Genomic DNA, 19240 nt, shown 5'->3' with positions numbered 1-19240 from the left:
GCCGCCCCCGTGCGGTGGGCCACTGTCGTGCTGCGTCACGCGTCGTCACCCTCGCGCATCGGCACACGCACCTCGCGCTCGTCGGCGACCGACTCCGCGATGTCGTAGCCCGCGTCCACGTGCCGGATGACACCCATGCCGGGGTCGTTGGTCAGCACCCGGCGGATCTTCTCCCCGCCCAGCTTCGTGCCGTCGGCCACCGTCACCTGTCCGGCGTGGATGGACCGTCCCATCCCCACGCCGCCGCCATGGTGGATGGACACCCAGGAGGCGCCCGACGCCACGTTCACCATGGCGTTCAGCAGCGGCCAGTCGGCGATCGCGTCGGAACCGTCGAGCATGGCCTCGGTCTCGCGGTAGGGCGAGGCGACGGAACCGCAGTCGAGATGGTCCCGCCCGATCGCCAGCGGGGCGGTGAGTTCCCCGCTCGCCACCATGTCGTTGAACCGCTCTCCGGCCTTGTCCCGCTCGCCGTAGCCGAGCCAGCAGATGCGCGCGGGCAGCCCCTGGAAGTGCACCCGCTCCCCCGCCATCCTGATCCAGCGGGCGAGGGACTCGTTCTCCGGGAAGAGGTCGAGGATCGCCTTGTCGGTCCTGGCGATGTCGGCCGGGTCGCCCGACAGGGCCGCCCAGCGGAAGGGGCCCTTGCCCTCGCAGAACAGGGGGCGGATGTAGGCCGGGACGAACCCGGGGAAGGCGAAGGCCCGGTCGTATCCGGCGAGTCGGGCCTCGCCGCGGATCGAGTTGCCGTAGTCGAAGACCTCGGCACCGGCGTCCATGAAGCCGACCATGGCCTCGACGTGCCGTGCCATCGACTCCCGGGCCCGGGTCGTGAAGCCCGCCGGGTCCTTCGCGGCGTAGGACGCCATCTCGTCGAACTCCACGCCCAGCGGCAGGTACGACAGCGGGTCGTGGGCCGAGGTCTGGTCGGTGACGATGTCGATGGGCGCGCCCATGGCGAGGAGCTGCGGGACCAGCTCGGCGGCGTTGCCGAGGACGCCGACGGACAGCGGGCGGCGGGCGTCGCGGGCCTCGGTGGCCAGCTGGAGGGCGTGGTCGAGCGACTCGGCCTGCACGTCCAGGTAGCGGTGCTCGATACGGCGCTCGATGGCGCGCGGGTCGCAGTCGATGCAGAGGGCGACGCCGTCGTTCATGGTCACGGCGAGCGGCTGGGCGCCGCCCATGCCGCCGAGGCCGGCGGTGAGGGTGATCGTCCCGGCCAGCGTGCCGCCGAACTTCTTGGCGGCGACGGCGGCGAAGGTCTCGTAGGTGCCCTGGAGGATGCCCTGGGTGCCGATGTAGATCCAGGAGCCGGCGGTCATCTGGCCGTACATGGTCAGCCCGAGCTGCTCCAGGCGGCGGAACTCCTCCCAGTTGGCCCAGTCGCCGACGAGGTTGGAGTTGGCGATGAGGACGCGCGGAGCCCACTCGTGGGTCTGCATGACGCCGACGGGGCGACCCGACTGGACGAGCATCGTCTCGTCCTGCTTGAGGGTCTTCAGCGTCCGGACCATCGCGTCGAAGGACCGCCAGTCGCGGGCGGCCTTTCCGGTGCCGCCGTAGACGACGAGTTTGTCGGGGTGCTCGGCGACCTCGGGGTCGAGGTTGTTCTGGAGCATCCGCAGGGCGGCTTCCTGCTGCCATCCCAGGGCGCTCAGTTCCGTACCGCGCGGCGCCCGGACTCCACCCTGGGGTGGCCCGTAGGGCCTCGTTTGAGGGTGGTGGTGGGAGACGGGCGGGCGGGGTCCTGACATGGTCTGCCTCCCAGCGGACTGTGACTGCGGACTGTTGAAATGGGTATTCACATCCTGTCGACCTGAATAGAACTAGTCAATACGTCCGGGCGCCAGCGTCTCCCTGCCGGGGATGTTTGGCTGGATGCATGGGCTCGGACGACGACGGGACGGGGCGGGTGAACCACATGGCGGGGGGCACGGTGGACAGCGGGGCCGAGATGCCGACAGGTGACGCCGAACGGGTGGCACGGCGGGACGAGGCGGTGCGGGCCGTCGTGGAGCAGGGGCTGCTCGGGCCCGGCTCCCCCATCGTCGGCCTGCTCGACGTCACCGGCATCCGGGAGTCGGCGGCGGCGCTGCGGGCTGCGTTCGACGCGGTGGTGGCGCCGGGCACTCCCGTGCTGCACGCCTTCGCGGTGAAGGCCACTCCCCTGGTACCGGTGCTGCGGCTGCTGCGCGAGGAGGGCGTCGGCGCGGAGGTGGCCAGCCCGGGCGAGCTGGCGCTGGCGCGCGCGGCGGGGGTGCGCCCGGAGATGACGGTGCTGGACTCCCCCGCCAAGACACCGGCGGAACTGCGTGAGGCGCTGGCGCTGGGCATCGCGGTCAACGCGGACAACCCCCAGGAGCTGGACCGCATCGACGGCCTGATGAGGTCGGCGACCAGCCGCTCCCCCCTCGGGATCCGGGTGAACCCGCAGATCGGAGGCGGTTCCATCGAGGCGACGTCCACGGCGACGGCGACCTCGAAGTTCGGTGTGGCGCTGCGCGACGAGGGGGCGCGGGAGTGGGTCGTACGGGCTTGTCAGGACCGTCCGTGGCTGACCCGGCTGCATGCGCACACCGGGTCGCAGGGCATCCCGCTGTCGCTCATGGCCCAGGGGGTCGCGCAGGCGTACGCGCTCGCGGAGGAGATCAACCGGCGCATCGGCCGGCGGCAGATCGACACGCTCGACATCGGCGGCGGACTGCCGGTGAACTTCGCCTCGGACGCCACGACGCCGACCTACGCGCAGTACGCGCGACTGCTGCGCGAGACCGTGCCAGGGCTGTTCGACGGCCGGTACGGGCTGGTGACCGAATTCGGCCGCTCACTGCTCGCCAAGCACGGGACGGTGGTGGCGCGGGTCGAGTACGCCAAGAGCGCGGGAGGACGCCCGGTGGCGGTCACCCACGCGGGTGTGCAGGTGGCGACACGGACGGTGTACGCGCCGGAGAGCTGGCCGCTGCGGATCGGGGCGTACGACGGCAAGGGGCGCCCGAAGGAGGGCCCGGCCGTGGTGCAGGACGTGGCCGGTCCGGCGTGCTTCTCGGGCGACCTGCTGGCCGAGGGGTGCGCGCTGCCGCTGCTGGAGCAGGGCGACCACGTGGCGGCGCTGGACACGGGGGCGTACTACTTCGCGCATCACTACGCCTACAACTCCCTTGCGCGGCCCGGCATTTACGGCTTCGCCCCGGACGGCTCCGGGGGAGTCGCCTTCGCCACCGTGCGCGAGCCGCAGTCCCTCGACGAGATCGTGGCCGAATCCGGTGCGGCGCACGCCACCTCGCTCACCACCCTGCCCGCGCCGAAGCGCCGTTGACGCACACCGAGAAACACCGGCAGGACAGGGGTGATCAACCCGTTTGAAAACGAGGTCAGTTGACCCACCCTAGCCACTTCGCGCATGTTCCACTGGAAAATGCCCGAACGCTCACTCGCCGCACACACGTTGCGTAGTTTGGCGGTCACTCAGCCGGACCCCAGGCGGGAGGGGAGCGACGGTGCCCGGAATCGACGAGTGCTTGCTGGAGACGATGCGGTTGCCCGGTGCCAGGGGCGCCGCGCTGGTCGACTGGACGAGCGGGCTGGCCCTCGGCACGGTGGGCGACCCTCCCGGCGGCGACCACGAGGTGGCGGCGGCGGAGGCGGCGGAACTGGCACGGCTGGCGGCCGAGCAGCACGCGTTCGGGCCCGCCGACGACGCGGGCGAAGCGGATCCGCCCGTCGAGGACGTGATCCTCAGCAACCGGGACAGCTACCACGTGCTGCGGTTCGTACCGACCACCTTCGACAGCAGCGTGGTGCTGTACCTGTGGCTGGCCCGCTCGGACGGCAACCTCGCACTGGCCCGTATCCGGCTGGGCGAGATGGCCGAACGGCTGGTGCTGGCATGACCCTCGTCGACACCACCCCGCCGCCTCCGCTGCCGGTCCGGGACAGCGCCGGAGCCCATGAGCGGGTCCGGGGCATCCTGTCCCCGATGCTGACCCGGCTCGCCGACGAGCGTGCCACCGGCGTCCTGGTCCGCGAGCACGGCACACTCCACCTGGCCGAGGGCAGGGTGGTGCACGCCGAGAGCCCCCTCGCTCCCGGCCTCGACGTGGTGCTCACGGCCCACGGCACCCTGGACGCCGGGACCTGGCGGGCCGCCGAGGACAGCGCCGACGGATCCCGGCTCCTGGGCCACGGCGTCACCCCGGGCGCGCTGGAGCTGGCCCAGGCGAGTGCCCTGTACGACGCCGCGTACTTCGCGCTCGCCCCCAGCAGCACGCCCGGCCGGTTCCGCTACGGCACCGCGCACTGGCTGGCCGCCGTGCACCCCGTGCCGGTGGCCGGCCTGGAGCGGGAGACGCTGCGCCGCCGCGCCCTGCTGCGCCGCATCTGGCCCGACCCGGCGACCGACGCCGCACCCCTGATCCGCGCCGACCCGCTCGCGGCGCCCGCGGTGCCGCCCCGGCAGGCCGCCGTACTGGCCCGGGTGAACGGCGTACGGCGGGCCACGGACATCGCACGGGAGCTGGGCAGGCCGGCGTTCCACACGCTGGTGCACATCCGGCGGCTGGCCGCGGCGGGGCTCGTCTCCCCACAGGCCCCGCCCGACGAGGACGACCCACCACCACCCGACGCCGCCGATCCCTACATCGCGCTGCTGAAGAGGGTCAGGGATGCGCTGGAGGCCCTTTGACCGCAAACCCTTCGAGGACCGCGAGGACACCGGGCTGCCGCGCCCGTCGCAGCGGTCCGGCGCCGAGAGGAGACGCCTGATGGCGGCCGAGCCACCGATACTCGACGAGTTCCGTCGACTCAGATCCCGCGTGCCCCAGTTGACCGGCGCGCTCGCCGCCGGCGTGGACGGCCTGGTGCTCGCCCACGACACCCCCGGTGTCGAGCCGGACGGCCTCGCCGCCCTCACCGCCGCCGCGCTCGGCGTCGCGGTGCGGGTGACGGACGCGACCGGCCGGGGCGACTTCCGCGAACTGCTCGTGCGCGGGGCGGGCGGCTACGTGGCGACGTACGCCGCGGGCCGCACCGCCGTCCTGACGCTGCTCGCGCAGGACAACGTCAACGTCGGCCGGCTCCATCTGGAGGGCCGCCGCGCCGGCGCCCGCATCGGCGAGCTCGTCGACGCCGAGGCGGTGCCCCTGCGGCGCAGCCCCGCCAAGGACGTCGCCGAGGAGCCCGCCAGACCCCTGACCACCCGCCCGAGGACCGCGCGCGCCTCACGCACCACTGCCACCAACGCCGGAAGTTCCGGCAACGCGCGTACCACTACGGAGAGTTGAAAGGACACACCATCATGGCCAACACCGAGACCACGCTGAAGGAATGCCTCGCCTCGATCGAGGGCGCGACCGGAGCAGCTCTGGTCGACTACACCAGCGGGATGGCGCTCGGCACGCTGGGCGGCGGCAAGACCTTCGACCTGAACGTCGCCGCCGCCGGGAACACCGACGTCGTGCGCGCCAAGATGCGCACGATGGAGCACCTCGGCCTCAAGGGCGGTATCGAGGACATCCTGATCACCCTCAGCGACCAGTACCACCTGATCCGGTTGATCACCGGACGCGGGGGCAACGGCCTCTTCCTGTACCTGGTGCTCGACGCGAAGCGCTCCAACCTGGCCATGGCCAGGCACCAGTTGCGGAAGATCGAGGAGGAGCTGGAGGTCTGACGCGCGTCAGCCGCGAAGCCCGACCTACACCAGCGCCGCGGTGCGGCGGCGGGCCCCGCCGGGGGCCGCGTCGCCCGCGGCGATCCCCGTGCTGCGGTACGCCTTGACCGCCTTGCCGGCCGGCCTGCCGCCGCGCCGGTCGAGCCAGTCCACCCGCACCCACAGCAGGGCGTTCTCGTCCCGCTCGCGCCGGCCGAGCCACGCGGCCTTGAGCCACAGCCCCGCCCCGCACCCCGCCAGCAGCATCCCGCCCGCCGCCGGTACGGCGAACGCGCTGCCCAGCGCGGCGAGGAACGCAAGGACCAGCCACCAGCGGTGCCCCCGGCGCCAGTTGCGCGCGGTCACCGCGCGGTCCTGGAGCACATCGTGCTTGCCGGCGCGGGCGGCGGTGCGGATCAGGTCGTTGTAGCGCCCGCGACGTGCGTACGCCGCGACCGCCAGCGCGACGATGAACAGCGCGGCCCCGGCCGTCACGCCGATCCGGCGCCCCGTCAGCCCCGGCACCAGCATCCCGACGCCCGCCGCGAACACCCCGAACCACCACAGCGGCGCCGCCCCGGACCGTACGACGACCGCCACCCGAGTCAGACCCTGAGCTCTGCGATCTCCGCGTGCCACGTTCCGCCTCCTCGTCGTCCTGGCACAGTTCTGTCGGACGGGCAGATTAGTGAGGGAACGTGAGACGAGTCTTAAGAAATCACTCGACGAACAGCCCCCGTGCCGCCGCCCGCGCGTCGAACTCCTCCAGCCGGGCCTGTGCGTCCGGCAGGTCGTCGCACATCGCCTCCAGCAGGACCCGGCCCAGCAGCATCGGCGCACAGGCGGTGTCGAAGGCGAGGCCCGTGCCGACGGCCGCCGGCAGCAGCAGGTCGGAGACCTTGGCGACCGGCGCGAAGGCGGAGTCGGCCACCGTCACCACCGTCAGACCGGCTTCCTTGGCGTACGCCAGCGTGTCCACGACCTCGCGCGGATGCCGGGGCAGCGCGAAGCACAACAGGGCCGTCGCACCGGCCCGGACGGCCGCGTCGACCCGGTCATGGATCATGGTGCCGCCCTCGTGCAGCAGCCGTACGTCCGGGTGGACCTTGGCGGCGAAGTAGGCGAAGCCGTACGCCTGGGAGGCCGCGGCGCGCAGGCCGAGGACGGGGAGCGGACGCGAGGCTGCGAGCAGCCGCCCCGCCTTCTGCACGGGCCGCGGGTCGGCGAGCACCTCGGCCAGATGCCGCAGGTTCTCGATCTCGGCCTCCACGGCCTGCTGGTACTCGTTGTACGAGCCGGCGTCCGCGGGCTGCTCGACGGGCGCCACCTCGCGCAGGTGCCGGCGCAGCGCCGGGTAGCCGTCGAAGCCGAGGGCGACGGCGAAGCGGGTCACGGACGGCTGGCTGACCCCGGCCAGCTCGGCCAGTTCCACGCTGGACAGGAACGGCACGTCGGCGGCCCGCCGCACCATGCTGTGCGCGATACGGCGCTGGGTCGGCGTCAGCCGGTGCCCCTCGAAGAGCGCCTGCAGCCGCGCGGCGGGGCTGTCCGTCCCGGTGGTGTTCCTGTCCGCGCTCATGCCGCGCTTCCCCTCCAGATGTCCGTGAACCGGTCCAGCAGTGCTGCCGCCGCCACATCGCCGGTGAGCGGCCGGTCGGCCGAATCGTCGTCGAGCACCGACCGGGCCGGCGCAAGCGCCCGCCCCGCCCCCGGCTCCGGCTCCGGCTCCGGGCCGGATCCGAGGTCGCGCTGCCGCAGGGCCCGTACGGCGCGGACGAGTTCGCGGCCCACGGCAGGACGGTACGCGCGGCAGACGCGCGGTGTCCGCAGCGCGGCGAGTGAGGCGGGCCCGGCCCGTTCCGCCACGCCCCGGGAGAGTACAGCGTGTCCGAGCGGGGCGGGGGCGGAGAAGGCCCGCAGGTCGCCGAGGGCGGCGTCGGCGGCGTACTCCAGGGTGGAGGCGGGCTCGGTCGGGGTGGACGGACGGGACGTCGGCAGCCGGGTCACCTGCGTCGGCCGCGGGAACGGGCCGTGCGGTGCCGTCGGCGGGGCGCACGGCGTCGGTGACACCGAGCGCCGCGCCGTCGAGGGCGACGGGCCGGTACGCAGGGAGTCGGGCGCGTCCAGGTACCGAGCCGACATGAGCCCCACTCACCCCTCACTCCGGAGGCCGATCTATTCAGACATCAAGAACTCTGCATGACCTCATACAGTCCGGCAAGGGGCCACTTGCTTCCGTCGGGGCCGACGGGCCGGGCCCGGAGCGCACACTGGTCGGACACCGCGACCCCGTCGACCGCCCGCACGGCCGACCCTTGCGGCCCCCGGAACACGAAGCGGAGGAATCCGGCTGTGGACCCCTCAGTGACGACAGTGGTGATCATCGCCGCCGCGCTGGTGATCAGGGCGGCGGTGCTGGAGCTGCGCGATCCCGGCAGCGCTCGACGGGAGTGGACGTTCGTCACCGACCGGGTCGCCTGGGCCGGTGGCTCGCTGACAGCCGTGGTCCTGGCCGCTCTCGGCTGGCCTCACATGGGCGGGGGCGTGGTGGCGTGGGCCCTGCTGGCCGGTCTGCTGGTGGCCCAGGTGCTGGGCCGGCGATCGGCGAACTGACCCGCCACCGCGCGTTCCGGTGGCGAAGCGGACGGGGCACAATGCGCAGCGTGTTGCATGTACGAGTCATCAGTCCCGCCCACCGGACGGCAGAGGTGCTTCGCACCGCCCTGGACTGCCCGGGAGCCGTCAATGTCGTGAAGTTCCCCGGTGCCGCCACGTCGCCTGAGGGCGATGTGGTCGAGTTCGTCGTCACCAGGGAGGCAGCGAACGCGATACTCGACCAGCTGCGCGAACTGGGCCTTGAGGACAGTGGCTCGATCACGGTCGAGCAGATCGACCTCGCGATCTCGGCAGCGGCGGACAGGGCCGAGAAGGCTGCGCCCGGAGATCCGCAGGACGCCGTGGTGTGGGCGGAGTTGGAGGCTCGTGTCACCGCCGACACCAGGTTGAGCTGGTCCTACCTGGCGTTCCTGGCTCTGGCCACGCAGATCGCGGCCATCGGTGTCCTCCTGGACCAGCCGATCCTGATCGTCGGCGCCATGGTGCTCGGTCCGGAGTTCGGCCCGGTGGCCGCCCTGTGTTTCGCGGTCCTGCGGCGCCGGCCCGCGCTCATGGGTGCCGCCGTGCGTGCGCTGGTGGTGGGCTTCGCGGTCGCGATCGCCGTCGCCACGGTGTGCGCCGGTGTCAGCCGCCTGCTCGGTTGGATCACGCCGGACATGCTGGACGACAGGCCGATGACGGAGTTCATCGCGCATCCCGACCGCTGGTCGTTCATCGTGGCGCTGCTGGCGGGTATCGCCGGGATCCTGTCGCTGACCGCGGGGAAGTCCTCCGTGCTGGTCGGGGTCTTCATCTCCGTCACGACCGTACCGGCCGCGGGCAACATCGCCGTCGCCATCCCCCTGGCGCACTGGGGGGAGGTGGGGGCGTCTCTCAAGCAGCTCGGCGTGAACCTCGCGGGCATGATCATCGCGGGCGTCCTCACGCTGCTGATCCAACGTCTGCTCTGGGCACGCTTCGGGCTGCGCATCCAGTCCCCCTCCTAGGTCCCGGGCCCTGGAACGAGCTGTGGCCGGGGACGGGCCACGGCCGGAGACAGGCGGGGACAGGCCACGACCGGAGACACGGCTTGCGACCGGCGCCGCGGCCTATGACCGGAGCCGCGCCCTACGACCGGGAAAGGCCACGACCGGGAAAGGGCCACGGCGGGCTCCCCCGCTCCCGGCGTCCCCCGCACCGACAGGGGGGCTAACCCCAGTGCACCGCTCGTCCCCGCTGCCTACCGTGGGTGGCATGACGGGAATGGACGCGCGGGACACCGAGCTCAAGAAGGAACTCAACGCCACCCTGCAGGCCCGCAGGGAGCTGGGTGAGGAGTACGAGTCCGCGCTGGTCGACTCGTTCATGGAGAAGGTCGACCAGCGCATCGACGGGGCGGTCGAGCGCCGGATGCGCCGTCAGGTGGCCGAGCAGCAGATGGCGGCGGCCCGGGGAGCCCGGTCCCCGGAGACGACGGACTCCTTCGGGGAGCGCTTCGGATTCGGCATCATCTCGCTGGTCATGGCGATCCCGCTGTCCGGCATCGGCGGCGGTGTCGCCGGCCTGCGCGGTCTGCTCGTCGCCTGGATCGGCATCGTCGGCATCAACGTCGTCCAGGCCGCCCGTACCAACCCCGGCCTCTTCCGCGGCTGGCGGCGCAGGCCGGCGAAGGACGGGGACCGCTGGGAGGACTGACCGGCCCCAAGTCGCCGGAAGAAGACGACGACTGCCGCAACCATCGCTTGAGGAACCCCGACGGCGGGCAACCACGTCCGCGAGAGCGGCGGCGGCTCAGCCGCAAAGGAGGTTGCGCGGGGACCGCCGCTCCCCCGTTGCCGGGGGGCGGGACGACGGCGGTCCCCGCGAAGGACGCGGGCCGGGTCAGGGCCGGGCTTGCGCGTCCGTGGCGTCCATGGAGGTCCGGGAGCCGCTCCGGAGGTCCTTGGCGCCGTTCGGCGCCGACCGGGCGGGAAGCCTCCCCGAGTGCTCAACACCCGGGCGGTGCCGCCGCCCTGCCGACATCCCCTAATCTGCCGGACCCGTGTTAAGCGGGTGCTGCGTGAACGTGACGCGCTCGTACCAGTTCCGCGACGTTGCGAGCAGCCCCGGTCATCGTGGGTTCGCTCCGGACGCGCCCGTCCACCGCACGTTCGCCGCTACTTCCCGCCCTTGGCGAGGAAGGCCAGCAGGTCCTGACGGCTCACCACACCGGTCGGCTTGCCCTCGACGAGGACGATCGCCGCGTCGGCCGCGCCCAGCACGGACATCAGATCCGCGACCGGCTCACCGGAGCCGACCTGCGGGAGCGGGGCCGACATGTGCTTCTCCAGCGGGTCGTCGAGCGAGGCCCGCTTGGTGAACAGCGCGTCCAGCAGCTCACGTTCGACGACCGACCCGACGACCTCCGCCGCCATGACGTCCGGGTGACCGGCGCCCGGCTTCACGATCGGCATCTGGGAGACGCCGTACTCGCGCAGCACCTCGATGGCCTGACCGACCGTCTCGTCCGGGTGCATGTGGACGAGGGACGGGATGGCGCCGTGCTCCTTGTCGTTGAGGACGTCGGCGACGCGCGCGCTCGGGCCCTCGTCCTCCAGGAAGCCGTAGTCGGCCATCCACTCGTCGTTGAAGATCTTGGAGAGGTAGCCGCGGCCGCTGTCCGGGAGCAGGACCACCACGACGTCGTCCGGGCCGAGCCGCTCGGCGACCTCCAGCGCGGCCACGACCGCCATGCCGCAGGAACCGCCGACCAGCAGACCCTCCTCGCGGGCCAGCCGCCGGGTCATCTGGAAGGAGTCCTTGTCCGACACGGCGACGATCTCGTCGGCGACGGTCCGGTCGTAGGCGGTGGGCCAGAAGTCCTCGCCGACGCCCTCGACGAGATACGGCCGCCCGGAGCCGCCGGAGTACACGGAGCCCTCCGGGTCGGCGCCGATGACCTGCACCTTGCCGTCGCTGGCCTCCTTCAGATAGCGGCCGGTGCCGGAGATGGTGCCGCCCGTCCCCACGCCCGCCACGAAGTGGGTGATCTTCCCCTCGGTCTGCTCCCACAGCTCGGGGCCCGTGGAGTGGTAGTGGGACAGCGGGTTGTTGGGGTTGGAGTACTGGTCCGGCTTCCAGGCACCGGGCGTCTCACGGACCAGCCGGTCGGAGACGTTGTAGTAGGAGTCCGGGTGCTCGGGGTCGACGGCGGTCGGGCAGACGACCACCTCGGCGCCGTAGGCCCGCAGTACGTTGATCTTGTCGGTGCTGACCTTGTCGGGGCACACGAAGATGCACTTGTACCCCTTCTGCTGAGCCACGATGGCGAGCCCGACACCGGTGTTGCCGCTGGTCGGCTCGACGATCGTGCCGCCGGGCTTGAGCGCGCCGCTCTCCTCCGCCGCCTCGATCATGCGCAGGGCGATGCGGTCCTTCACGGAGCCGCCCGGGTTGAAGTACTCCACCTTGGCAAGGACGGTCGCCCGGATGCCCTTGGTCACGTTGTTGAGCCTCACCAGCGGGGTGTTGCCGACGAGGCTGATCATCGAGTCGTGGAAATGCACCGTTGTCTCCGGATGCTGCAAAAGAAATGGTCTTAGTGGTTCCGCCAGCCTATGGCCTGCGCGGAGCCCATGACGGTCGTTCACTGCTCGTTGGGATTGGGCCACGGTCCGTGCGGGGCAAGCAGTTGATGTACGGCTACGAGGAGGTGGCGGCGACGCATGACGAGCATGTCGAGGGCGAGGGTGGCCCGGCGGATCGCGGCGGGCGCCGCGTACGGCGGCGGCGGGATCGGGCTGGTCGGTGCGGCGGGCGTGGGTCTGCTCCTCGCCGAGGTGCGGCTGGCCAGGCGCCATGTGGGCAACGGCACCGACAACCACGTGCCGAACGCCGACGGCCGGTACGGCCGTCTGTACGGCACCGTCGGCGCGGCGCCGCTGCGGCTGACGATGCTGGGTGACTCGACCGCCGCCGGGCAGGGCGTCCACCGGGCGGGGCAGACGCCGGGGGCGCTGCTGGCGTCGGGGCTGGCGGCGGTGGCGGAACGGCCGGTACTGCTGCGCAACGTGGCGCTGCCGGGCGCACGTTCGGACGACCTGGACCGCCAGGTGGCCCTGGTGCTCGCCGACCCGGCCCTGACGCCCGACATCTGCGTGATCATGATCGGCGCGAACGACGTCACGAACCGGATGCCGCCGACGCGCTCGGTCAGGCACCTCTCCGCGGCGGTACGGCGGCTGCGCACGGCCGGCGCGGAGGTCGTGGTCGGCACCTGTCCCGACCTGGGCACGATCGAGCCCGTCCAGCAGCCGCTGCGCTGGCTGGCCCGCCGGGCGTCCCGGCAGCTGGCGGCCGCCCAGACGATCGGCGTCGTCGAGCAGGGCGGGCGCACGGTGTCGCTGGGCGATCTGCTGGGCCCGGAGTTCGCGGCGAACCCGCGTGAGCTCTTCGGCCCCGACAACTACCACCCCTCGGCGGAGGGCTACGCCACCGCGGCCATGGCGGTCCTGCCGACGGTGTGCGCGGCGCTGGGCCTGTGGCCGGCGGAGGAGGAGCGCCCCGACGTCACCCGTCGCGAGGGCTTCCTGCCGGTCGCCCGCGCGGCCGCGGAGGCCGCGTCGGAGGCGGGCACGGAGGTCACGGCGGCGATGCCGACCGGCCCGAAGGGCCCGTGGGCCCTGCTCAAGAGGCGCCGTCGGCGCCGGGTGCAGGAGGTGGAGCCGGCGTCCACGCCGTCCAGTCTGTACGGGGGTTCCGCCGCCGAGGGACCCTGAGGACGAGGCCCCGTTCCGGGAGACCGCCCACCCGAGCCAAGCAAGCGCTTAGAAAATTGCGGCAAGGGTCACACCGCCACGCCCGTGACCCCTGCGCTACGTGCAGGTAACTTCCCTCACAGCCCTGTCCGACCCTCCGGTATGCCCACCGCCGCCCGACCACCACCCCTGAACGAGGCGCTGCGCGCCCGCACCTCTCGACTGGAGCCGTGATGCCCGAAGCCGTGATCGTCTCGACCGCCCGCTCCCCCATCGGCCGCGCCTTCAAGGGATCCCTGAAAGACCTGCGTCCGGACGACCTCACCGCCACGATCATCCAGGCCGCCCTCGCCAAGGTCCCCGAGCTGGACCCGCGCGACATCGACGACCTGATGCTCGGCTGCGGCCTCCCCGGCGGCGAGCAGGGCAACAACCTCGGCCGTATCGTCGCCGTGCAGATGGGGATGGACCACCTGCCGGGCTGCACGATCACCCGGTACTGCTCCTCGTCGCTGCAGACGAGCCGCATGGCGCTGCACGCCATCAAGGCCGGCGAGGGCGATGTCTTCATCTCGGCCGGCGTCGAGATGGTCTCCCGCTTCACCAAGGGCAACTCCGACAGCCTCCCGGACACGCACAACCCGTTCTTCGCGGAGGCCGAGGCCCGCACCGCCGCGGTCGCCGAGCAGGAGGGCACCACCTGGCACGACCCGCGTGAGGACGGCCTGGTGCCGGACGCCTACATCGCGATGGGCCAGACCGCCGAGAACCTGGCCCGCTGGAAGGGCGTCACCCGTCAGGACATGGACGAGTTCGGCGTCCGCTCCCAGAACCTCGCCGAGGAAGCCATCAAGAACGGCTTCTGGGAGCGCGAGATCACCCCGGTGACGCTCCCCGACGGCACCGTCGTCAGCAAGGACGACGGCCCCCGCGCCGGCGTCACCGTGGAGGCGGTCGGCGGCCTGAAGCCGGTCTTCCGCCCCGACGGCCTGGTCACCGCCGGCAACTGCTGCCCGCTCAACGACGGCGCCGCAGCGGTCGTGATCATGTCCGACACCAAGGCCCGTGAGCTCGGCCTGACCCCGCTCGCCCGCATCGTCTCCACCGGCGTCTCGGGCCTGTCGCCCGAGATCATGGGCCTCGGTCCGGTCGAGGCGTCCCAGCAGGCCCTGCGCCGGGCCGGCCTGACGATCGACGACATCGACCTGGTCGAGATCAACGAGGCGTTCGCCGCCCAGGTGATCCCCTCCTACCGCGACCTGGGCATCGACCTCGACAAGCTGAACGTCAACGGCGGCGCCATCGCCGTCGGTCACCCCTTCGGCATGACCGGTGCCCGCATCACGGGCACGCTCATCAACTCGCTCCAGTTCCACGACAAGCAGTTCGGCCTGGAGACGATGTGCGTCGGCGGGGGCCAGGGCATGGCGATGGTCATCGAGCGCCTGAGCTGAGGCACCGGGAAACCCTCCGCGTAGTCAAGTAACGACCCAGCGTGAGGCTTCGGCCCAGAACCCGGGAAACCCCTTGGTTCTGGGCCGTTTTGTGATCCAATCTCCCCCAGGATGTGACCTATCTCCCTCCATGGAGGGATCCGTGCAGCTCAGAGCCGTTGCACCACCAAACCCCAGGCCCAAAGACCTGTCCGTTTCGTGACGTTACGCACTGACAGCTGGATAGTCCGCCCTTCAAGCTGATGTAGGAAGTCGGGGGTCGACTTTGAACCGGGAGTACGTCAGTGAGCGCCATGCCCATCGCCCTGCTGCTCACCACGGCCGCCACCGGCGCCGTGGGCGTCGCCGTCCTGCGCACCCTCATGGTGCTGCGTCGACAGGTCGCGGCCCTGCACACCGAGCTGGCACAGAGCAACGCGACCGCGGCCCGCGGTCTCGTCCCGCCCGCCCGCATCTCCGCGGACGCCGATGAGATACGCGCGGCCGTGGCCGAGGCACTCGCCGAGGAGCGCGAGCGGGAACTGGCCGAGGCCCGTGCCTTCTGGGCCGCCCAGGAGTCCCGCGACGCCGCGGACGCGCCCACGCTGCTGGGCCTGTCCGACAGCGAGCTGTTCCTGCCCCGGCAGGCCGATTTCGCGGGCCTGGAGCACTTGGAGCCGGTGACGGAGCCGAGCGCGGACGCCGACGAGGTGGCCGCCAAGGACTTCGTCCAGGGCGCCACCCCCAGCGAGTCACCCGAACTGGCCGCGGCGCGCCGCCGCCACCCCTCCCACCCGGACTTCGTCCCCGTCTCCTCACCGGCCGTGAACGACCACGAGCGCACCGTGGCCGCCCTTGAGGAACTGGCCGAGTCCGCCGTCGAACTGACCGATGTCCGGCCGGGCCCGCTGGGCACCCTCGACGTCTACGTCTTCGCCGACGGGACCACCCTGTGCATGACGCCGGGCCACCGCGAGACGGCGGAGCGGCTGGCGGCGGCCCTGCGTGCGGGCGAGACGCCGGTGCTGCTGGGCGGGTCGGGAGTCTCCGGCGCCTACACGCTGACCTTCGCGTGCGGCGGGGAGAACGTCTACATCCTGGCGGACCGGGTCATAGCGTCCCTCTAGGGACCCGTCCTTCCAGGGGCCCGTCCCTCCAGGGACCGCGACGCCGGCATGATCCGAACGGCGGGCCCTGGGCCGGGGGCCGCGGATCACACCCCCGCCCGCTTCTGCGCCTCCTCCACCAGCCGCACCGCTTCCAGGACTTCGGCCTCCGTCTCGATCACCGTCGCCAAGTCGTGCACGGCGACGGTGATCTGGTCCGCCGCCGCAAACATCCCGGCGTCCGGCATGACCCGGGGCTCCACTCCTGGCGTCTCCAGGAGCTGAGCCCTGCGGGCCAGCTCTCTGGCCAGTCCCAGCGCCTCCGAAGCCGCACTTCGTTGCAGCCGGCTCTGCGGCGCGGCCCGCAGACGATCAGCGAAATGATCAACGGCACTAGTCAGAGGCGTCGTATCAACCACGCCGTGAGCGTACGCGACTGTTGCCAACGGGCGAACGCTCAGGCACGGTGACCTGAAGGACCGGCTTACATCCCCTTTGCGTCCGGAGGCGCCGATGTCCCACGTCCTCTCCGAGGAGACCCACCGCAACATGCTCGCCCGCATCCCCCACTGCACCGGTCGTGAAGTCTCCGACTGGCTCCGCACCGTAGAAGAAGGACCGGCCCTCGTTCGCTTCGAGGAGAAGGTCAGCTGGCTTCGCCACGAGTACGACCTCGCGTACGGCCACGCGAAGGCGATCGTCCACGAGTACGACCTGAGGAGGGCGGCGCGCAAATTCCTCTAGGCGCGCACAGACGACGAAGGGCCCCGGGACGAACCCGGGGCCCTTTCGCCTACGACCGTCGTCGCGCTACGGCGTCGAGAGTCAGTCGCTGCTGTTGAGGATCGAGATGAGCCTCAGGAACTCCATGTAGATCCACACCAGCGTCATCGTGAGACCGAAGGCCGCGAGCCAGGCCTCCTCGCGCGGCGCGCCGTAGGCGATGCCGTCCTCCACCTGCTTGAAGTCCAGGGCGAGGAAGCAGGCGCCGAGCAGGATGCCGACGATGCCGAAGACGATGCCGAGCGGGCCGCTGCGGAAGCCGAGGCCGTCACCGCCGCCGAAGACGGCGAACAGCAGGTTGACCGCCATCAGCAGGATGAAGCCGAGGGCTGCCGCCATCACGAAACCGACGAAGCGGCGGTTGACGCGGATCCAGCCCGCCTTGTACGCCACCAGCACCGAGGCGAAGACCGCCATCGTGCCGAGCACCGCCTGCATGGCCGCGCCACTGGCGATGTGGGTGTCGACGATGCTGGAGACGACGCCGAGGAAGACACCCTCCAGCGCGGCGTACGCCAGGATGAGTGCCGGCGAGGCCTTGCGCTTGAAGGACTGCACGAGCGCCAGCACCATGCCGATCAGACCGGCACCGATGGCGATGCCGTAGGACCGGTTGATGTTCGCGGCGTCGACCGGCAGCAGCGCCCAGGCGAGCGCGGCCGTGACGATGAGCGTGCCGAGCGTGGTGCCGGTGCGCAGGATGACGTCGTCGATCGTCATCCTGCCGGTGGTGGCCGGTGCCTGCGGCGGCGCGCCGTACTGAAGGTCCTGCTGGGCGTAAGGGTTCTGCGCGTACGGGTTGCCCGCCTGCGGCTGGGCGTACGGGTTGCCCTGCGTGCCGACAGCGGCGCCCCCGGCCTGCGGCGCGGTGTTGAAGCCCGCGTAGCCGTTGTCGCGGCTGAACCCCCGTCGCGAGAAGACCGGGTTGCTGCTCCTCATTTCACTCCTCCATGGCCACCGTGCGTGGCCTTGGCTCAAGAGTAATAGGTAGGCAAAGGATTGACCCTAGTGCTTGGGGAGGATCTTTCCCTCGTCGTGCTGCGCAACACGCTACGCGGCTCGGTGATTCCCAGCCACGGAGGGGATCATTCATGACCAAGCTGCGACGTGGCCGGAACCGATCGGAGATCACTCGCCCGGACCCCGCGTGCGCTCACCCGAACGGAAACCCCGTGTACCCCTCGGCGAGGTCCGTCTCGGCCGCCCGCGATCCCGTGAGCCGCTCCAGTCGCGCCAGCTGGAGCCGGTCCTCGAAGGGTGTGGCGCCGGGGGCGCGGTGCAGCAGCGTGGTCATGTCGTACGAGAACCGCTCGGCCTGCCAGACCCTGCGCAGACAGGTCTCGGAGTAGGCGTCGAGGAGCTCGGCCGAACCCGTCTCCTTCTCGTGCGTCAGCGCCCGCGCGAAGGTGACGACGTCCCCGACGGCGAGATTGAGCCCCTTGGCACCCGTCGGCGGCACGATGTGCGCCGCGTCGCCGGCCAGGAAGAGGCGGCCGTACCGCATGGGCTCGTGGACGTACGAGCGCATGGGTGTGACCGACTTCTGGGTGATGGGGCCGCGCTCCAGGCGCCAGTCGTCGGCGGTCTCGAACCGGCGCTCCAGTTCGTCCCAGATCTCCGTGTCGGCCCAGCTCCGCGCGTCCGTGCCCTCGGGGACCTGGAGGTAGAGGCGGGAGACGGACGGGGAGCGCATGGAGAGAAGGGCGAAGCCGCGGTCGTGGCGGGCGTAGACCAGCTCGTCGTGCGAGGGGGCGACATCGGCGAGGATGCCGAGCCAGCCGAAGGGGTACGTCCGCTCGAAGACCTGGGTCAGCTCGGCGGGGATCGCTCCTCGGCAGACGCCCCAGAAGCCGTCGCAGCCCACGACGTAGTCGCAGACGAGGACGTCCTCGACGCCCTGGTGGCGGAAGCGCACCCGCGGGTTCCCGGTGTCGGCGCCTTCCACGGCCAGCGCCTCCGCCCCGAACAGCAGCGGGCCGCCCTCCTTGAGCTGGAGGGCGATGAGGTCCTTGCAGACCTCGGTCTGGGCGTAGACCGTCACGGACCGGCCGCCGGTGAGGGCGGGGAAGTCGACGCGGTGGCGCCGCCTGGCGAAGCGCAGCTCTATTCCGTCGTGCCTGAGCCCCTCGCGGTCCATGCGCTCCCCGGCGCCGGCCGCGCGCAGCACGTCCGCCGTGCCCTGCTCCAGGATCCCGGCCCGCTGGCGGTTCTCGACGTAGGCGCGGTCGCGGCTCTCCAGGACGACCGAGTCGATGCCGGCGTTGTGGAGCAGCCGGGCGAGGAGGAGCCCGGCGGGGCCTGCTCCGATGATGCCGACGGTGGTGCGCATCGGTCGTCCCTTCTTCCGTGGACCGCTGCCCGTGCGTTCGTGTGGTGAAATTTCATTCACCACCTTCTGACGTGAGTCTCCGACCGCACACGTCTGCTGTCAACGGTCTTACGCGAACTCTTGAACGGGCGACGCCCCCACGAAGGGGAGCCCGGCGGGGAGGAAGTGGTGATCGGAAGTGCCCAGAGCCGGACTTGAACCGGCACGCCCGCGAAGGGGCAGCGAGGTTTAAGCTCGCCGTGTCTGCATTCCACCATCTGGGCAGGCCATGGGCTCCGCATCGAGGTCCCGAGCCTATCGGGATGCATCCCCCGAACAGCGGACGGGCGGACCGATGTTGTCTTATTTTATTGACGTCTGAGGGTGCATCAGCCCCAGGAACACGCCATCCGCACTTGCCAATAGCCTTGCGTGTGACGGTGCGTGACGCATGCGGAATGACGGAATTTCACCGTCCAAAGCAGGACGCTCCACCTGTTCCGACGCGAGGGCGGGCAGCCGGCGGCCTGTCGGCTCATCAGGGGTCCTCGTCATCCTCAGGTATGACGCGACGCCGTCCGGTCCATCCGCAGTCTGTCTTCGGAACCGGAACAGCGACTGACTACACGGCG

19 protein-coding genes, 1 tRNA gene and 1 pseudogene are annotated in these 19240 nt (G+C 71.4%); 12 read left to right on the top strand and 9 right to left on the bottom strand.

Annotated elements, in window-relative coordinates:
• Positions 1 to 35: 35 nt before the first annotated feature.
• Positions 36 to 1754, bottom strand: coding sequence for a urocanate hydratase (gene hutU / locus ACWCPI_RS26930; protein ID WP_451040555.1), 1719 nt, complete (start codon positions 1752 to 1754; stop codon positions 36 to 38).
• A gap of 167 nt (positions 1755 to 1921) precedes the next feature.
• On the opposite strand from hutU, the gene ACWCPI_RS26925 reads away from it, so the two are divergent.
• The 5 genes from ACWCPI_RS26925 (at position 1922) to ACWCPI_RS26905 (ending at position 5668) form a co-directional block, all read left to right on the top strand.
• Positions 1922 to 3316 (top strand): diaminopimelate decarboxylase, encoded by a 1395-nt coding sequence (locus ACWCPI_RS26925; RefSeq protein ID WP_451040605.1) that lies wholly within the window; start codon positions 1922 to 1924, stop codon positions 3314 to 3316.
• Positions 3317 to 3497: 181 nt separating this feature from the next.
• Positions 3498 to 3890 (top strand): hypothetical protein, encoded by a 393-nt coding sequence (locus ACWCPI_RS26920; protein WP_451040554.1) that lies wholly within the window; start codon positions 3498 to 3500, stop codon positions 3888 to 3890.
• On the top strand, positions 3887 to 4681 hold the full coding sequence (locus ACWCPI_RS26915; protein WP_451040553.1) for a transcriptional regulator: 795 nt from the start codon (positions 3887 to 3889) through the stop codon (positions 4679 to 4681). The genes ACWCPI_RS26920 and ACWCPI_RS26915 overlap by 4 nt, the downstream gene beginning before the upstream one ends.
• 79 nt (positions 4682 to 4760) lie before the next feature.
• Entirely contained in the window at positions 4761 to 5279 is a 519-nt protein-coding gene (locus ACWCPI_RS26910; protein ID WP_451040552.1) for a roadblock/LC7 domain-containing protein, read from the top strand.
• A gap of 14 nt (positions 5280 to 5293) precedes the next feature.
• Entirely contained in the window at positions 5294 to 5668 is a 375-nt protein-coding gene (locus ACWCPI_RS26905) for a hypothetical protein (protein ID WP_451040551.1), read from the top strand.
• Positions 5669 to 5692: 24 nt separating this feature from the next.
• On the opposite strand, the gene ACWCPI_RS26900 is transcribed toward ACWCPI_RS26905, so the two are convergent.
• From ACWCPI_RS26900 to ACWCPI_RS26890, 3 genes and pseudogenes are all read right to left on the bottom strand, one after another.
• A complete protein-coding gene (locus ACWCPI_RS26900; RefSeq protein WP_451040550.1) occupies positions 5693 to 6286 on the bottom strand; it encodes a hypothetical protein in 594 nt (197 codons plus the stop codon).
• Positions 6287 to 6365: 79 nt separating this feature from the next.
• Positions 6366 to 7226 carry a MurR/RpiR family transcriptional regulator gene (locus ACWCPI_RS26895; RefSeq protein ID WP_451040549.1) on the bottom strand — a complete coding sequence of 287 codons (861 nt, stop codon included), beginning with the start codon at positions 7224 to 7226 and terminating at the stop codon, positions 6366 to 6368.
• A pseudogene (locus ACWCPI_RS26890) lies at positions 7223 to 7660 on the bottom strand (hypothetical protein); the annotation flags it as partial. The pseudogene ACWCPI_RS26890 and the gene ACWCPI_RS26895, both read right to left, overlap by 4 nt.
• A 351-nt stretch (positions 7661 to 8011) precedes the next feature.
• On the opposite strand from ACWCPI_RS26890, the gene ACWCPI_RS26885 reads away from it, so the two are divergent.
• From ACWCPI_RS26885 to ACWCPI_RS26875, 3 genes are all read left to right on the top strand, one after another.
• The gene (locus ACWCPI_RS26885; protein ID WP_451040548.1) at positions 8012 to 8260 is read left to right on the top strand and encodes a hypothetical protein; all 249 of its coding nucleotides are present in this window, start codon (positions 8012 to 8014) and stop codon (positions 8258 to 8260) included.
• Positions 8261 to 8301: 41 nt separating this feature from the next.
• Positions 8302 to 9249: a DUF389 domain-containing protein gene (locus tag ACWCPI_RS26880; protein WP_451040547.1), complete on the top strand. Its 948-nt coding sequence runs from the start codon at positions 8302 to 8304 to the stop codon at positions 9247 to 9249.
• A 247-nt stretch (positions 9250 to 9496) separates the two neighbouring features.
• The gene (locus tag ACWCPI_RS26875) at positions 9497 to 9937 is read left to right on the top strand and encodes a hypothetical protein (protein ID WP_451040546.1); all 441 of its coding nucleotides are present in this window, start codon (positions 9497 to 9499) and stop codon (positions 9935 to 9937) included.
• A gap of 461 nt (positions 9938 to 10398) precedes the next feature.
• Here the strand turns inward: ACWCPI_RS26875 and ACWCPI_RS26870 are convergent, their stop codons facing one another.
• Positions 10399 to 11787, bottom strand: coding sequence for a cystathionine beta-synthase (locus ACWCPI_RS26870; protein WP_388807885.1), 1389 nt, complete (start codon positions 11785 to 11787; stop codon positions 10399 to 10401).
• A gap of 159 nt (positions 11788 to 11946) precedes the next feature.
• Between ACWCPI_RS26870 and ACWCPI_RS26865 the strand changes: the two genes are divergently transcribed.
• The 3 genes from ACWCPI_RS26865 (at position 11947) to ACWCPI_RS26855 (ending at position 15538) form a co-directional block, all read left to right on the top strand.
• Positions 11947 to 12999 (top strand): SGNH/GDSL hydrolase family protein, encoded by a 1053-nt coding sequence (locus ACWCPI_RS26865; protein ID WP_451040545.1) that lies wholly within the window; start codon positions 11947 to 11949, stop codon positions 12997 to 12999.
• Between the two features lie 212 nt (positions 13000 to 13211).
• Positions 13212 to 14432 carry an acetyl-CoA C-acetyltransferase gene (locus ACWCPI_RS26860; RefSeq protein ID WP_451040544.1) on the top strand — a complete coding sequence of 407 codons (1221 nt, stop codon included), beginning with the start codon at positions 13212 to 13214 and terminating at the stop codon, positions 14430 to 14432.
• A 284-nt stretch (positions 14433 to 14716) separates the two neighbouring features.
• Positions 14717 to 15538, top strand: coding sequence for a hypothetical protein (locus ACWCPI_RS26855; RefSeq protein WP_451040543.1), 822 nt, complete (start codon positions 14717 to 14719; stop codon positions 15536 to 15538).
• Positions 15539 to 15624: 86 nt separating this feature from the next.
• Here the strand turns inward: ACWCPI_RS26855 and ACWCPI_RS26850 are convergent, their stop codons facing one another.
• Positions 15625 to 15936 carry a hypothetical protein gene (locus tag ACWCPI_RS26850; RefSeq protein WP_451040542.1) on the bottom strand — a complete coding sequence of 104 codons (312 nt, stop codon included), beginning with the start codon at positions 15934 to 15936 and terminating at the stop codon, positions 15625 to 15627.
• 94 nt (positions 15937 to 16030) lie between these two features.
• On the opposite strand from ACWCPI_RS26850, the gene ACWCPI_RS26845 reads away from it, so the two are divergent.
• Positions 16031 to 16261, top strand: a complete 231-nt coding sequence (locus ACWCPI_RS26845) for a DUF4287 domain-containing protein (RefSeq protein WP_030049879.1) — start codon at positions 16031 to 16033, stop codon at positions 16259 to 16261.
• 81 nt (positions 16262 to 16342) lie between these two features.
• On the opposite strand, the gene ACWCPI_RS26840 is transcribed toward ACWCPI_RS26845, so the two are convergent.
• The 3 genes from ACWCPI_RS26840 to ACWCPI_RS26830 all read right to left on the bottom strand — a co-directional run bounded on the left by ACWCPI_RS26840 (position 16343) and on the right by ACWCPI_RS26830 (position 18892).
• Positions 16343 to 17239 (bottom strand): Bax inhibitor-1/YccA family protein, encoded by an 897-nt coding sequence (locus ACWCPI_RS26840; RefSeq protein ID WP_451040541.1) that lies wholly within the window; start codon positions 17237 to 17239, stop codon positions 16343 to 16345.
• A 214-nt stretch (positions 17240 to 17453) separates the two neighbouring features.
• Positions 17454 to 18629 (bottom strand): 4-hydroxybenzoate 3-monooxygenase, encoded by a 1176-nt coding sequence (locus ACWCPI_RS26835; protein WP_451040540.1) that lies wholly within the window; start codon positions 18627 to 18629, stop codon positions 17454 to 17456.
• 179 nt (positions 18630 to 18808) lie between these two features.
• Positions 18809 to 18892 (bottom strand) — tRNA-Leu (locus tag ACWCPI_RS26830).
• Positions 18893 to 19240 lie beyond the last annotated feature (348 nt).

This window comes from Streptomyces sp. NPDC001920 (assembly GCF_053594495.1).
This window is presented reverse-complemented; position numbering and strand designations above follow the sequence as displayed.

What these genes read in the sequence shown, in the direction of transcription:
- ACWCPI_RS26915 (WP_451040553.1), top strand. Translation starts at nt 3,887, where the DNA reads ATGACCCTCGTCGACACCACCCCGCCGCCTCCGCTGCCGGTCCGGGAC.
- ACWCPI_RS26840 (WP_451040541.1), bottom strand. Translation starts at nt 17,239, where the DNA reads ATGAGGAGCAGCAACCCGGTCTTCTCGCGACGGGGGTTCAGCCGCGAC.
- ACWCPI_RS26880 (WP_451040547.1), top strand. Translation starts at nt 8,302, where the DNA reads ATGCGCAGCGTGTTGCATGTACGAGTCATCAGTCCCGCCCACCGGACG.
- ACWCPI_RS26875 (WP_451040546.1), top strand. Translation starts at nt 9,497, where the DNA reads ATGACGGGAATGGACGCGCGGGACACCGAGCTCAAGAAGGAACTCAAC.
- hutU (WP_451040555.1), bottom strand. Translation starts at nt 1,754, where the DNA reads ATGTCAGGACCCCGCCCGCCCGTCTCCCACCACCACCCTCAAACGAGG.
- ACWCPI_RS26895 (WP_451040549.1), bottom strand. Translation starts at nt 7,226, where the DNA reads ATGAGCGCGGACAGGAACACCACCGGGACGGACAGCCCCGCCGCGCGG.
- ACWCPI_RS26925 (WP_451040605.1), top strand. Translation starts at nt 1,922, where the DNA reads ATGGCGGGGGGCACGGTGGACAGCGGGGCCGAGATGCCGACAGGTGAC.
- ACWCPI_RS26905 (WP_451040551.1), top strand. Translation starts at nt 5,294, where the DNA reads ATGGCCAACACCGAGACCACGCTGAAGGAATGCCTCGCCTCGATCGAG.
- ACWCPI_RS26835 (WP_451040540.1), bottom strand. Translation starts at nt 18,629, where the DNA reads ATGCGCACCACCGTCGGCATCATCGGAGCAGGCCCCGCCGGGCTCCTC.
- ACWCPI_RS26860 (WP_451040544.1), top strand. Translation starts at nt 13,212, where the DNA reads ATGCCCGAAGCCGTGATCGTCTCGACCGCCCGCTCCCCCATCGGCCGC.
- ACWCPI_RS26865 (WP_451040545.1), top strand. Translation starts at nt 11,947, where the DNA reads ATGACGAGCATGTCGAGGGCGAGGGTGGCCCGGCGGATCGCGGCGGGC.
- ACWCPI_RS26910 (WP_451040552.1), top strand. Translation starts at nt 4,761, where the DNA reads ATGGCGGCCGAGCCACCGATACTCGACGAGTTCCGTCGACTCAGATCC.
- ACWCPI_RS26845 (WP_030049879.1), top strand. Translation starts at nt 16,031, where the DNA reads ATGTCCCACGTCCTCTCCGAGGAGACCCACCGCAACATGCTCGCCCGC.